The organism is Pseudomonas graminis, from assembly GCF_900111735.1.
GTDB lineage: Bacteria > Pseudomonadota > Gammaproteobacteria > Pseudomonadales > Pseudomonadaceae > Aquipseudomonas > Aquipseudomonas graminis.
Window position 1 is genome coordinate 16,314 of record NZ_FOHW01000050.1, and the last position, 13,437, is coordinate 29,750.

Sequence of the window (13,437 nt, forward strand, 5' to 3'; positions counted from 1 at the left end):
GTCCTCAAACCGGCATTTGCATGATGTCTTGGTACGCCTGAACCAGCTTGTTGCGTACCTGGGTCAGCGCTTGAAACGACACGCTGGCTTTCTGCGAGGAGATCATCACGTCGGTGAGGTCCACGCCGCTCTTGCCCATCTCGAACGCGGTGGACAGCTGATTCGACGCCTGCTGGGTGTCGTTGACCTTGTTCACTGCCATGCCGAGCATGTCAGCGAAACTGCTCGCACCGGCCTGTTCTGGCGCTGCGATTGCCTTGGGCTGAGCCATGGCGTCCATTTGCATGGAGCGCATGTCCAACATCAAGCGATTAAATTCAACACCTTGGGTCATGACGTTTCTCTCAAAAGGGCCGCAAATTTTTGACACGGATTCAGCGGTTACCTAAGCATTAGCAACAAGGGTGCCAGACCAATAGCGGCAATATGCCACGTTTGATGAAAGTGTTCGGACGGGTATTTAGACAGCCATATAAACGCAGGAGCCGGCTGGCTGGCGAAGGCGACGGGTCAGGTAAAAATGATGCGTCTGACACTCGGCATTCGCCAGCAAGCCGGCTCCCACAGGTCTTTTCAGGCAGGTTCAGGAGGCAAACAGAAACCCTTCGACATCCATGCCCGCGTCACGCATCTGCGCCAGCTTGTAGCGCAACGTACGCGGGCTGATACCGAGGCGTTCGGCGGCCTCTTTGCGACGGCCGCGTTCGGCGCGAAGGGTGTCGATGATCATCTGAAACTCACGGCGGCGCAGGTCTTCACCCAGGGCACCAGCCCCTTCCCCGCCGTTCGTATCAGCCGACGTTTCCATGGCGCCAGTCGCGACTGTGGACACCTGAGGCGTCGGCGCGGCGGCGAACGTCACCGGACCGGTCAGGCAGAAATCCTCCGCCTGAATCACCCCGCCCTGCTGCAGAATCAGCGCCCGCTGCACCGCGTTGTCCAGTTCGCGGACATTGCCCGGCCAGGGGTAGCTGACCAGACACTTCTGCGCTTCGGCCGACAGCCGCACCGGGGCATGCTTCATTTTATTGACGTGTTTGGCCAGCAGACGCTCGGCCAGCGGCAGAATGTCGGCGGGACGCTGGCGCAAGGATTGCCACGCGAGCGGGAACACCGAAAGACGATAAAACAGGTCTTCGCGGAAGCGCCCAGCGGCCACTTCGCCGGCCAGATCGCGGTTGGTGGTCGCCAGTACACGGATGTCCAGTTCGATAGGCTTGCGCGCACCGACCCGCTCCACTTCCCGCTCCTGCAACACACGCAACAGCTTGGCCTGCAGGCCCATGGGCATCTCGGAAATCTCGTCCAGCAGAATGGTGCCGCCTTCGGCCTGCTCGAACTTGCCAGCCTGGGAGGCAATGGCACCGGTGAACGAACCCTTCTCGTGACCGAACAGGGTGGCTTCGAGCATGTTGTCCGGAATAGCCGCGCAGTTGATCGCGATAAACGGCTTGCCGGCACGGGGCGATTGCTCATGGATGAAACGCGCCAGGACTTCTTTACCCGTGCCGGACTCGCCTGAAATCAACACCGTCGAATCACTCTTGGCCACGCGGCTGGCGAGACTGAGCAACTGCACGCTGGCAGGTTCGACCGCAATCGGACCCTCGCCATCGGCCGGCCCGAGACGACCCAATGCATGGCGAGCCACCAGGGCCAACAATGCCTTGGGTTCAAAAGGCTTGACCATGTAATCGGCAGCGCCCTGACGCATCGCCTCAACGGCGCGGTCGACCGTGCCATGGGCGGTCATCAGGAGCACCGGCAGCTGCGGGTAGCGGCTGCGCAACTGGCCGAGCAGCTGGTGACCGTCCATGCCGGGCATATTGACGTCACTGACCACCAGGCTGAACGACGAATCCGCAGCGGCAATCAGCGCCTCTTCCGCCGAACCGACCGCCTGATAGGCATGGCCGGCCAGCGCCAGGGTTTCGCCCAGCGCTTCACGCAAAGAAGGGTCATCCTCAACCAGCAGCACGTTAATGGTCATGAGCGCTCACCCGAAGAAATCGCCAACGGGCCCGCCTCACTTGCATTGCAAGCCGGATTGCCAGCCCCCGGAATCAGAGGCAACGAGACGATGGCGCAGGTGCCACGGCCCGGACGCGAGCGGAAGTCGACACGCCCTTGATGCGCCCGCGCCACAGCGGTGACAACGGCCAGGCCGAGACCGGTGCCGGTGGTTTTGGTGGTGAAGAAGGGCTCGCCGATGCGGGCCAGCGCGGCCGGCTCGATGCCGCTGCCACTGTCGCTGATACACAGACGCAATGTGTTGCCACGGTTATACGCATGGATCTTGATGCGGCGCCGCTCGTTACTCTGCCCGGCACTGGCCTGGACGGCGTTTTCAATAAGGTTGAGCAACGCGCCGACCAGCGTGTCGCGGTTGCACAGCAATTCGCCCGCAGGGCTGTCGCACTGCCAGCGCACGGCCACGTCACGCACGTGAGTCTGGGCGGCGGATTCGAGGGCGGCGACCAGCGCGGCCGGCGTCACCCGATCAGTCAGCGGCAGTTCGCCACGGGCAAACACCAGCATGTCGCGGACCTGATGCTCAAGCTCGTGCAGGCGCTCCTTGAGTCGTCCGGCGAAGCGCTGCTGGGTCTCGACGTTCAGCGCCTGTTCGGCCAGATGGCTGGCGTAAATCATGGCGGCGGACAGCGGCGTACGGATCTGATGGGCCAGTGACGCGACCATGCGACCCAGGGACGACAAGCGCTCGTGACGTGCCAACTGACTTTGCAGATGACGGGTTTCGGTCAGGTCGTTGAGCAGCACCAGTTGTCCTGGCTCGGCGTCCAGAGAACGGGTGGCAATGGACAGCCGGCGCCCGTCCTTCAGGGAGATTTCGTGGCCATCGTCTTCGCGCGGCGCAAAGCAACGGGCGATGACGTGGCGCCAGAGCATGCCGATCAACGGCTCGCCCAGAAGATCCAGCGCAGCGGGATTGGCCTCGCGGACCATGCCGGTGCCGTCGATAACGATGACGCCGCCGGGCAGCAGATCAAGCAGGTTCTGAAGGCGGTTCGCCAGGCGTTCTTTCTCCGCCAGCTCCTGCATGCGCTGAGCGCTGACCACGGCCAGCTCGCCCTTGAGCTCGGTGACCCGTGCTTCCAGCAGGCCGTAGGAATCGGTCAGTTGAGTCGACATCTGGCTGAACAGCGCGAAGGCCTGTTCAAGGCCTTGCCTGCTCGCCACTTCCGGGGACTGCTGCACTAACGAACCAATGGCTGAACCGGGTTCGGAAGACATCTGAGCGGCCTGGGGCATAGTTGATCTCTCGGGTAGCGAACCGTCAGTAAACGGTATGTTCCAAGAGACATAGCAATCCTCGTGCCGAAAAAAAACCGCTGAAAAATCAGCGGTTTATTTTTGACGCGTCAATCGACAGTCAGTCTTCGACCTGCTCGTCGCCTTCACGGCGGCTCATACCGTACTTGCGCATTTTCTCCACCAGCGTGGTGCGGCGGATGCGCAGACGTTCGGCGGCGCGCGCGACGATCCCGTTTGCATCGTCCAGCGCCTGTTGAATCAAGCCCTGCTCCAGACCACCGAGGTAGTCCTTCAAGTCCAGACCTTCAGGCGGCAACAACGCGCTGTTGGCGAAGTTCGGCGTATGGCCGTTGATGGCCACGCGCTCTTCCAGATCGCTGCGCAGGCTGTCGACCAGTTGCTCGTCTTCGTCGTCGACGTAGCGGAACTTCTTGGGCAGCTCGGAGACACCAATGACACCGTACGGGTGCATGATCGCCATGCGCTCGACGAGGTTGGCAAGCTCACGAACGTTGCCCGGCCAGCCGTGACGGCACAGGGACATAATGGCGGCGGAGTTGAAGCGGATCGACCCGCGCTTCTCGTGTTCCATGCGCGAGATCAGCTCGTTCATCAGCAGCGGAATGTCTTCCACACGCTCACGCAACGGCGCCATTTCGATCGGGAACACGTTGAGACGGTAGTAGAGATCCTCGCGGAAACTGCCGATCACGATCATGTCTTCAAGATTTTTGTGCGTCGCGGCAATGATGCGCACGTCGACGCTCTGGGTCTTGTTGCTGCCCACGCGTTCGAAGGTGCGTTCCTGCAGGACGCGCAGCAGTTTGACCTGCATCGGCAGCGGCATGTCGCCGATTTCATCGAGAAAGAGCGTGCCGCCGTTGGCCAGTTCAAAGCGCCCTGCGCGGCTGGTGATGGCGCCGGTAAAGGCGCCCTTCTCGTGGCCGAACAGTTCGCTTTCGAGCAACTCGGCCGGGATCGCGCCGCAGTTGACCGGCACGAACGGCGCATCGCGGCGCTTGGAATGGTAATGCAGGTTACGGGCGACGACTTCCTTGCCGGTGCCGGATTCACCGAGAATCAGCACGCTGGCGTCGGTGTCGGCGACCTGCTGCATCATCTGACGGACGTGCTGAATCGCACGGCTGGTGCCGACGAGGCTGCGGAAAAGATTGGGTTCGCGCTGACGCCCACGTTCACGGGCCTGGTCGTACATCTCGCGATAGACCTGGGCACGGTGCAGGGAGTCCAGCAGTTTGCTGTAGCTGGGCGGCATCTCGACGGTGGAGAGGACCCGGCGACGCAGATCGTCCGCCAGTTCGCCCGAGGAGTTCTCGCCCATCAGCAGGACCGGGAGAAACTCGTCCCACGCGGCCACGGTTTTGAGCAGGCCTTGAAGGCTGCCCGGGGCGTTCACGCTGCCGACCAGCACGCAAAGCACTTCTCGGGTGGAGGTCAACGAGCCCACGACTTGCTGCCAGTCTGTGCTGGAGCAGGACAGGTTCTCATCACCCAGAAAATTCAGGATCACCGCCATGTCGCGGCGGCGCTGGCTATCGTCATCGATCAGCAGGATTTTGATTTCACGCCACATGCAATAGCAACTTCCCTAGTCAACTCGATGCCCGGTCACGGGCAAGCTTGGCTTTCGTTTCGTCCGTTGAGACGTGTCAATCACCGAAATTAGTGAACTTCACTAGTTAAGTCAAAAAACCGTACACAGTCAAATTTATGGCGTACATATTTTGGCTATGGACCAAGTGTCAACCGAACAGATGGTAAACCTTTGCCGCGCTTTTCGCTCGCTGGATCTGAGACATTTCGTCGACGATCGCTTGACGTTCGCCCACAGCGACGTCAATAAGCTTGCGGTAGACGCCTAGCAGCTCTTCCAGATTTGTTCGCAACTCAGGCTCATCGTTGCTCGCCTGGCTGATGACTTCATCGACGCAGGCCCGGCAGGCCATATCGAGCTGGCCGATTGCCTCCCAGTCTCGCTGCTCGAGGGCATCGACCAAGGCTTCACGGGTTTCTTCGATTCGCTTGAGTGCAACGCTCATGGGTTTCTCCTTCAGAGCACGGGTTGCTGGTCGCCGATCCCGTCCCAGCCTTCCTTGACCGTGGTCAGCAGGCCGCTGACTTCATCAAGGATCTTTGGATCGGATTTGATGTTCGCTTCCGCCAGACGCTTCATCAGGTAGACGTACAGGTTGTCGACGTGGGCCAGGGCTGCAGCCTGTTTTTCCATGTCCAGACCTTCACGCAGGCCGCCGATGATTTCAATCGCCTTGCCGATCAACAGCCCTTTGGCGGGGATGTCCTTACGCTCGATGGCGCCCTTGGCCTGGGCAATACGGTCCAGGCCTGCTTCCATCAGCATCTGCACCAGACGGTGTGGCGTGGCCACGGCGGTCTGGGCTTGTGAGTTGACCTTCTGATACTGCCGAAGGGCTGCCATACGGTTCATTGTCTTACCTCGCGCAACGAAGTTTCTATAGTGAGGGTATCGACACGGCCTGAGAAAACTTTAAGGCCAGATGCCAAAAACCCGGCACTGGGGGCCGGGTCATTTTCAGCGCGCCAACGTTTACGCGTTTTTCTGCGCGTTGAGCGAGTCGAAGAACGAGGTAATGCTCGTTGACGAGGCTTTCAACTGCCCCACCAACAAGTCCATCGCGTTGTATTTGGCAGTCAGGGTGGCAGTCAGGGTCGTCACACGCAGGTCAAGCGCCGTCTGCTGGTTCTGCAGATCAGTCTGCTGCTTGTTAAGGCTGCTGGTGCGCGTGGACAAGATGCCGCCGGTCTGGGTGTACGGCGTGATGGCAGCCTTCATCCGTGACAGCAAGCCGTTGGTGCTGTCAGTGCCGCTGAAGAGTTGCTGCACGTCGCCCGCAAGACCCTGATCCATCGCGGCGGTGAATTTCTTGGCATCGAGGCTGAGCGTACCGTCGGACTGACCGGTGGTGATCCCCAACTGGGAGAGCACGGAAATGCCGCCGGGCGCTCCTGAAGTTACCAATTGATCGCGAATCGCTGAAAGGATCGAGCGCGGCAATGCATCGCCGGTCAATGCCGCCGGGGTGACCGTGGCACCGGTGGTTTTATCCGGGGTGTCGCTGACCGTGGCCTTGGTAACACTCGCGACTGCTTTAACGACCGTGTTGTAGGCGTCGATGAAGGTTTGCAGCGAGGCTTTGAGGCCATCGTTATTACCGGTCACTGCAACAGTCGATTTACCCTCTGCCAGCAGCGTCATGGACAGCCCACCGAGGCTCTTGTCCACGGTATTGCTGGCGCTGGTGATGGTCAGGCCGTTTACGGTCAAAATGGCGTCGACAGCTTGATTATCGATGTAGCCGGCACTGCCAGTCTTGGTCGGATCAAGTTTGGCGCCGGCAGCAATGTTGAATTCGCTGGACGTCGTGCTGGACGCCGTGATATCCGTGCCCTTACCCGTGACCGTAGAGCTGAACACCAGGCGTGAGCCATTGTCATCGGTGATGATGTTGGCGCTGATGTTCGACGTCGAGCTTTGGGCGTTGATTTGTTTGGCAACCGACGCCAGGGTAGCGCCGGAGGGGATGGTGATCTTGGTGTCAATGCCATTTTGAGTGAGGGTCAAGTCGCCACTCGGAATAGCACTGGTTGACCCGCCTGAGAACGAAGCGCTCGCGACACTGGAGCTGGTGGCAAGTTTCGTAACGTTGATGCTGTACGTACCGGGCACAGCCGAGTTGTCGGACGTAACGGTCAACTTGGTCGCATCGGAAGCTTTTGCCGCATAACCGGCGAACGCAGGGGTGTCGGTCTTGCCGAGGTTGGTCAGCGCGGTCTGAAATGCGGTCATCGCACTCGTCAGCGTGCCAATGCCGGAGATTTTGGTGGTGACCAGCTTGGTCTGGGTGGTGATCTGGGTTTGCTTGGCCAGCTTGTCGGAGTTGACCAGCGCGGTGACGATCTCACCGATTGCCAGGCCAGAGCCGAGGCCGGTTGCGGGAGTAATAGGACTAGCCATGTGAGTCTCCTTTCAGTTGTAGTCGGCAATTTGACGAGCCCGCAATGCCACAGGCACAGCGTTCACATTTCATGCCATTTAAACCTTCACGTCGAACAACAGGCTGTTGGCGTTCTTCAGACTGTCGGCGAGCTTCAGCGCTTCGGCAGACGGCAATTGCCGCACCACTTCACCTGTTTCCGTGGCGATCACTTTCACCACCACTTTCCCCGACTTGTCGTCGATGGAGAACTCCAGGTTGCGATGAACCGACTGGAAGAACTTTTCCATTTGCTTGACGGCCGCTTGCAGCTCTTCGGCTTTCTTTTCGGGATCTGAGTCTTTACTTGTCGATGTGCCTGACGACGATGAAGCAGCCGGAGCAGAAACGACTTGAGGCGCCACGGCCGGCTTGTCAGCAACCACAGGCACCGCGGGCATCGACTGGACCATTGAATAAGACAAATTCAGCCTGCTACTTATTTCCATGTCCACTCACCTCGTTGAAAGTAAAAAGCGGGAGAGCACGCAAGCATACTCCCCCGCCAAAACTCTAGCCGTTATTACTGAAGCAGTTTCAGAACAGCGGATGGCAGCTGGTTAGCCTGGGCCAGAACAGAGGTGGAAGCTTGTTGCAGAGTCTGTTGTTTGGTCAGGTTAGCGGTTTCAGCGGCGAAGTCGGTGTCTTGAACGCGGCCCAGTGCAGCAGTGGCGTTTTCGTTAACGTTTTGCAGGTTGGAGATGGTGCTGGTCAGACGGTTTTGCGCGGCACCGAGGCTCGAACGGGTGCTGTTGATCTGTGCCAGTGCAGCGTCGATTGCCGAGATGGCGTTGTCGACGTTGGTGTGGGCAGTGGCGTTGTCGCCGCCGCTGATCGAACTTGTACCGCTCGATACGCCCAGAGCCGAAGCAGTGAAGCTGCCGGTCAGGACCAGGTCGATGTGGTTCGAAGTACCGGTGTTGGAACCGACTTGCAGAGTTACGGTGCTAGCCGAACCATCCAGCAGGTTCTTGCCGTTCAGGTTGGTCGAACCGGCGATACGGGTCAGTTCGTCCGACATTTGGGCGTATTCGGAGTTCAGAGCGCCACGGTCAGCAGTACCGTTCGTGTCGTTTCGGGACTGAACAGCCAGTTCACGCATACGCTGCAGAATGTTGGTCGATTCTTGCAGAGCGCCTTCAGCGGTCTGAGCGATCGAGATACCGTCGTTGGCGTTCTTGATTGCAACAGTCTGGCCGCGGATTTGCGAAGTTTCGCGAGTTGCGATCTGCAGGCCGGCTGCGTCGTCTTTGGCGCTGTTGATTTTCAGACCGGAAGACAAACGAGTCATCGAAGTCGACAGTGCATCGGAAGCTTTGGCCAGGTTCTTTTGAACTGCCAGGGAAGCTACGTTGGTGTTTACGCCTAAAGCCATGATGAATTCCTCGTTAGTTGTGTGCTGCGGCTGTCCGGCCCTGGCAAGCGCCGGGTGTGGCCTAGAGAACCTACGTAATGTTTATCGTCGCGGTTGCCAGGAGCTTGAGGGCTTTTTCAAATTTATTTGCCACCAGAGCGCCACCCCCGCAGTTTGTTGTCCGGGGATACACAGCGTTTCGGCGCACACCCCATAAGCTTTAACCTGACCCGGCGATTTGTTAACCAGTTCTCAAAAGAAGGGCGCGCCCTGCGGCGCGCCCCGGTCGCGGTTGCCCCTATCTATAGGGGCGTGTGGGTTATTGCAGCAGTTTGAGAACGGCTGCCGGTAGTTGGTTGGCTTGGGCCAGGACGGCGGTGGAGGCTTGCTGGAGGGTTTGTTGCTTCGTCATCTCTGCGGTTTCCGCAGCGAAATCCACATCTTCGATCTGGCCTCGGGACGCAGTGGCGTTCTTCGTCATGTTCTGGAGGTTTTCGATCGCGCTCATCATGCGGTTCTGATTCGCACCTAGATCCGCACGTGCGGAGTTGATCTTGCCGATCGCTGCGTCAATGGCCTTGATGGTGTATTCAATGTTCTCGGTACGAGCGGGTTTGTTGAGAGCCTCATCTGCCGACTTCGCATCGCCGAGGATTTTCTCAGCGTCAGTCACCGCCTTTTTAGCGGCATTAAGGGTGTCGACATCGGCTTGCGTAGGCGTCTGGATCCCTGCAAACGTTGCCTCGGCTGCAAGGAGTCCGGTCTTCGCCGTCTCAATATCGGCCGCCATCTGGGGCGTAACGGTATTGACTATGTTTCTCGACCCGCTGCCGTCAATCGAGAGCGGTGTGTAATCACCTTTGACGATAGCCGCCGCGCCCGAATGTGTGGCAGTTGCCGCAACAGCCGCCCGATCCTCAGTCGCAACAAAGATTGATTCGGATGAAAAATCATCACTGAGAGTAAGGCTGATCTTCTCAGTAGCGCCCACATTCGCACCAATCTGGAAACTCAGTTCCCCCGCACTTCCATCCAGCAAATTCAACTCAGCGCCGAACGTTGTACCTTTGGCGGTCCTGGACACTTCGGCCGTCAGTTTCAGGAACTCGGCATTTAAAGCATCTCTTTCTTTCGGCCCTTTATCACCGTTGGCAGCTTGCACCGCGAGGTCTCGCATCCGCTGCAAGTTGTTCAAAGACTGATCCAATGCTCCTTCAGCCGTTTGGATAATGGATATAGCCGCCCCCGCATTGCGTGTCGCAACAGTCATGCCGCGTATTTGAGTGGTCAGCCGAGTCGCAAGCTGCAATCCAGCAGCATCGTCCTTGGCAGTATTGATCCGCAATCCTGAAGACAGGCGGGTCATTGCAGTGCTCAGAGAATCGGAAGACCTGTTCAAATTCCGCTGAACAGACAGCGAAGCAATATTAGTGTTTACAGTTAAAGCCATTTTTAATTCCCTCGTTGATAGAAACGGAGAGCTCTCTGGTATCGGGGAAGTCCATTTCTCCCGGAGAACTTACAGCCCAGCTATCGACGAACTGCAGAGTGGCTTTAACAACAAACACGTCGCGCAGGCTGCGCCATCACGACAATTGCAGGGTAATAAAACAGCTAAGTTATTAAATGGACTGGAGATTAAAAAAACATAAAAAAACGGCCCCTGCGGGCCGCTTAATTCAGATCAAACTGAAACTAATGTAGGAGTTTTCTCTAACTTCCCGACAATGGGAAAGTGTCAGACCTCAAGAAACTCGACTTCAAGCCAATCCGCCAACCCCACCCAGTCCTGCCGCTCCTGACACGCCAGAATCGCACTCAACACCCTCCCCCATTCAGCCTGTCTCTCGGGAGAAACCCCGTCCATCAAAGGCAGCGACCGATCAATCAGCTCGACCATTTTCAACGCCCCTTCGATATCCCGGCCCAGGCGAAACAGCTTGGCGCATTCGCGGGCTTCTTCTATGACGTGTTGAGGCAGGGTCATGGCAAGGTCCAGTCAGGGTCGAAGTCGGCGCCGGCGATCAGCGCACCGTCGCGGCTGGTGTTGAAGAAGGTGACCTGCGGGTGGCGGGCGATGAAGCGTTCGAGTTCGATGAGGTAGCTGCGGAAATTCAGCTGGGTCTTGACCTTGTTGCCCCGACCGTCGCGCACCCAGTGTTTGGCGATGCTCAGGGCTGGCCCCAGATCGCCGTCCTGCCAGCCGGTGTGGGTCTTGCCTCCGGGGAAGGCGAAGTCGGCGCCGAACAGGGTGATTCGCGCGGCACCCATTTTCACCGCGAGATCGACGGCCGGATGGATGACACTCCCGCCCACGTGCAACGTGGCTTTGGGGATTTCCTCGCGCAGCCGGGCATACAGCGGGCTGGTGGAATAGCCGACGTAGCGCGGGCCTTGCCAGGCGTCCAGCATTGCGGCGTCCTGGCCCGGCACATAGACCAGCGCGATGTGTGCGGAACCTTCGGTGGGCAGATGCCGCGGGGTGATGCGGTGGTCGATGCTCACCACCACGTCCGGCCTGATGCCCTGGTTGCGCAGCGGCACGTAAGCGGTGTCAACGCAGATGATCAGCGGCCGGTTGGCGCTGTTTGATGTGCTCAACAGGCGCGGCAAATGCTGTTGCAGACTCGGCCCCGTGGCGATGACGAACACGTCGCACCCCTGCTGAGTGCCGAACAGCGACGCGACGTCGGTGTCCCGTTGCAGCAGCGCCCTGCCCTGTTCCAGCAGGCGCGCGTTGTCGGGGGTGTCGGCGGCGAACGCCTGGTTGTTGAAGCCGACGTGCACCTCGCTGACCAGCCGGTCGCGGATCCGTGCGCTGCCGTCGTCGGCCAGCACCAGTTCGGCCGGCAACGCAAAGAAGGGCAGTTGAATCTCGCTGCGGGCGTCGGCGTACGCGAGGTTCACGCGGGGGTCGGACAGCCAGTCATCCTGTTCCAGCAGTTGCAGCACCAATGTGAACAGCGCGCCATTAAGGATATGGACGTGCAGCGTTTGCAGAGAATGTTCGCCCAGTAAAACCCGCTGCAGATCGCCGAGGGCGGTGCCATAGAGATGCACGACGGGGCTATCGTTCGGGAGGCTTTGTGCCTGGGTTTGTGCTTCGGCGAGGCGATCATGGCGGCTGGTGAGCTGAATGCCGCCAATGCTGAGGGTCGATTGGCGGCCTTCGATCAGCTGCGCGGGAATGGATTCGACGTTTTCGGCGCGCAACCGCCGGGCCACGTCGGGCCAGCGCTGTTCGATCACGGCGAGGTTGCGCTGGAAATACTCGCTCATGACGGCAGTCCTGTCGGTTTGGCACGGCGGTCCCGTGAGAGGTGCAGAAAGCAAAACGGCGACCTGAGTCATCAGCGTCGCCGTTGTGCAGGCTGGGGGCAGCCCGGTGGTGCGATTTCAGGGACGATAAAGGATCGCCGAGCCCCACGACAAGCCCACGCCGAAACCACTGACCGCGATGCGTTTCCACGTGGCGTTCATGACGTGTTTTTCCAGCAGCAGCGGAATGCTGGACGACACCGTGTTGCCGGTCTCGAGCATGTCCTTGACGAATTTCTCCGGCGACTTGCCGTCCTCGAACCGTCGGGCGACCGCATCGACGATGGCCGCGCTGCCCTGGTGGATGCAGAACGCATCGACGTCGGAGGATTGCAAGCCGGAGTCTTCGAGCAATTCGTTGAGGTGCGCAGGCACTTTGACCAGCGCGAAGTTGAACACTTGACGCCCGTTCATGTAGAACGCGCCATCAGTGGTCTTGAGGAACTCTGCACCCGAGCCGTCGGTGCCGAACTTGGATTTGCCCAGCTGCCATGGGGCGTCGTCGCTCATCCAGGTCGCCGTGGCGGCGTCGCCGAAGAGCATGGTGGTGTTGCGGTCTTCCGGGTCGACGATCTTCGAATACGGGTCGGCAGTGACCAGCAAACCATTCTTCAACCCGGTCGCTTCCATGAAGCCTTTCAGCGCATAGATGCCGTAGACATAGCCCGAGCAGCCGAGGGAAATGTCGAACGCAGCGATGTGGGTCGGCAGGCCGAGTTTGTGCTGAACGATGGCCGCCGTGTGCGGCAGGCCTTCTTCGTCGCCGTTCTGGGTGACGACGATCAGGGCGTCAATGGCGTCCCGTGACAGCCCGGGGTTGTTGGCGAACAACTGGTTGACCGCTTCGACACACAGGTCCGAGGTTTCCTGGCTGTCGTCTTTACGCGGCAGAAAAGCAGAACCGATCTTGCCAAGGATGAAGTCTTCATCCTTTCCGAATTTGGCACCCTGGGCGTAATTGTCGACGCCGGCTGTGGGCACATAACTCGCTATGCTCTTGATGCCAATCATCATGGCTTCCCAATAAAAAACTGCTGAACATCACCCGGCGCGGTTAGGCGGGGCGTTGAAAATCCGGGGCTTGCGGCCTGAAAAAAAGGCGACGTACACGGCGAAGCGACACCAGAATCGCTCTGGAATCAGCCCGACGACGTCACGGCCCGCCAACACGATACAGTGAAGATGCCCGTTATGACCCACAGGTCACCAAAAGTTTTACAAGCTTTTAGCTGACCGACAGGTGCTGCGCAACCTGAGAACGCCGCTCAGACAGGCAATTGACATGAAGATGTCACGGGATTGTGGCGGGTGGTTGAACATCTGCGAGGCTTCAGTGGGACCGGCTTCAGCCGGGAAGAGGCCTTGGTGCGCGACGACAATTTTGCGGTGTAGCGTATGCCGTCTTCCCGGCTAAAGCCGGTCCCACATTTGCGTTCACATCCAATATCACTGACTGCA

At 59.2% G+C, this 13,437-nt stretch carries 13 protein-coding genes; all 13 read right to left on the reverse strand.

All coding sequences use genetic code 11. The features are described 5' to 3' along the window. Positions 1–4 precede the first annotated feature (4 nt). Complete coding sequence (gene fliE, locus BMY98_RS24250; RefSeq protein ID WP_065987290.1) at positions 5–334, reverse strand: flagellar hook-basal body complex protein FliE; 330 nt, start codon at positions 332–334, stop codon at positions 5–7. Positions 335–583: 249 nt separating this feature from the next. Beyond that, a complete protein-coding gene (locus BMY98_RS24255; RefSeq protein WP_074892992.1) occupies positions 584–1,990 on the reverse strand; it encodes a sigma-54-dependent transcriptional regulator in 1,407 nt (468 codons plus the stop codon). Then, positions 1,987–3,252, reverse strand: coding sequence for a sensor histidine kinase (locus BMY98_RS24260; RefSeq protein WP_245760115.1), 1,266 nt, complete (start codon positions 3,250–3,252; stop codon positions 1,987–1,989). The genes BMY98_RS24255 and BMY98_RS24260 overlap by 4 nt, the downstream gene beginning before the upstream one ends. A gap of 139 nt (positions 3,253–3,391) precedes the next feature. After that, positions 3,392–4,867, reverse strand: a complete 1,476-nt coding sequence (locus tag BMY98_RS24265; protein WP_074892996.1) for a sigma-54 dependent transcriptional regulator — start codon at positions 4,865–4,867, stop codon at positions 3,392–3,394. A gap of 169 nt (positions 4,868–5,036) precedes the next feature. Continuing rightward, positions 5,037–5,333 carry a flagellar protein FliT gene (fliT, locus tag BMY98_RS24270; RefSeq protein WP_065987286.1) on the reverse strand — a complete coding sequence of 99 codons (297 nt, stop codon included), beginning with the start codon at positions 5,331–5,333 and terminating at the stop codon, positions 5,037–5,039. 11 nt (positions 5,334–5,344) lie between these two features. Continuing rightward, entirely contained in the window at positions 5,345–5,740 is a 396-nt protein-coding gene (gene fliS / locus BMY98_RS24275) for a flagellar export chaperone FliS (protein WP_074892998.1), read from the reverse strand. 120 nt (positions 5,741–5,860) lie between these two features. Beyond that, on the reverse strand, positions 5,861–7,288 hold the full coding sequence (fliD, locus tag BMY98_RS24280; protein ID WP_074893001.1) for a flagellar filament capping protein FliD: 1,428 nt from the start codon (positions 7,286–7,288) through the stop codon (positions 5,861–5,863). 78 nt (positions 7,289–7,366) lie between these two features. Continuing rightward, the gene (locus BMY98_RS24285) at positions 7,367–7,756 is read right to left on the reverse strand and encodes a flagellar protein FlaG (RefSeq protein WP_074893003.1); all 390 of its coding nucleotides are present in this window, start codon (positions 7,754–7,756) and stop codon (positions 7,367–7,369) included. Between the two features lie 74 nt (positions 7,757–7,830). Next, positions 7,831–8,682: a flagellin domain-containing protein gene (locus tag BMY98_RS24290; protein ID WP_074893005.1), complete on the reverse strand. Its 852-nt coding sequence runs from the start codon at positions 8,680–8,682 to the stop codon at positions 7,831–7,833. A 298-nt stretch (positions 8,683–8,980) separates the two neighbouring features. Further along, positions 8,981–10,111, reverse strand: a complete 1,131-nt coding sequence (locus tag BMY98_RS24295; protein ID WP_074893008.1) for a flagellin N-terminal helical domain-containing protein — start codon at positions 10,109–10,111, stop codon at positions 8,981–8,983. 288 nt (positions 10,112–10,399) lie between these two features. Beyond that, positions 10,400–10,648 carry a hypothetical protein gene (locus BMY98_RS24300; RefSeq protein ID WP_074893010.1) on the reverse strand — a complete coding sequence of 83 codons (249 nt, stop codon included), beginning with the start codon at positions 10,646–10,648 and terminating at the stop codon, positions 10,400–10,402. Then, positions 10,645–11,940, reverse strand: a complete 1,296-nt coding sequence (locus BMY98_RS24305) for a motility associated factor glycosyltransferase family protein (RefSeq protein ID WP_074893012.1) — start codon at positions 11,938–11,940, stop codon at positions 10,645–10,647. Before BMY98_RS24305 ends, BMY98_RS24300 begins: the two co-directional genes overlap by 4 nt. Before the next feature lie 117 nt (positions 11,941–12,057). Continuing rightward, positions 12,058–12,990, reverse strand: a complete 933-nt coding sequence (locus BMY98_RS24310) for a ketoacyl-ACP synthase III (RefSeq protein WP_074893014.1) — start codon at positions 12,988–12,990, stop codon at positions 12,058–12,060. Positions 12,991–13,437: the final 447 nt, after the last annotated feature.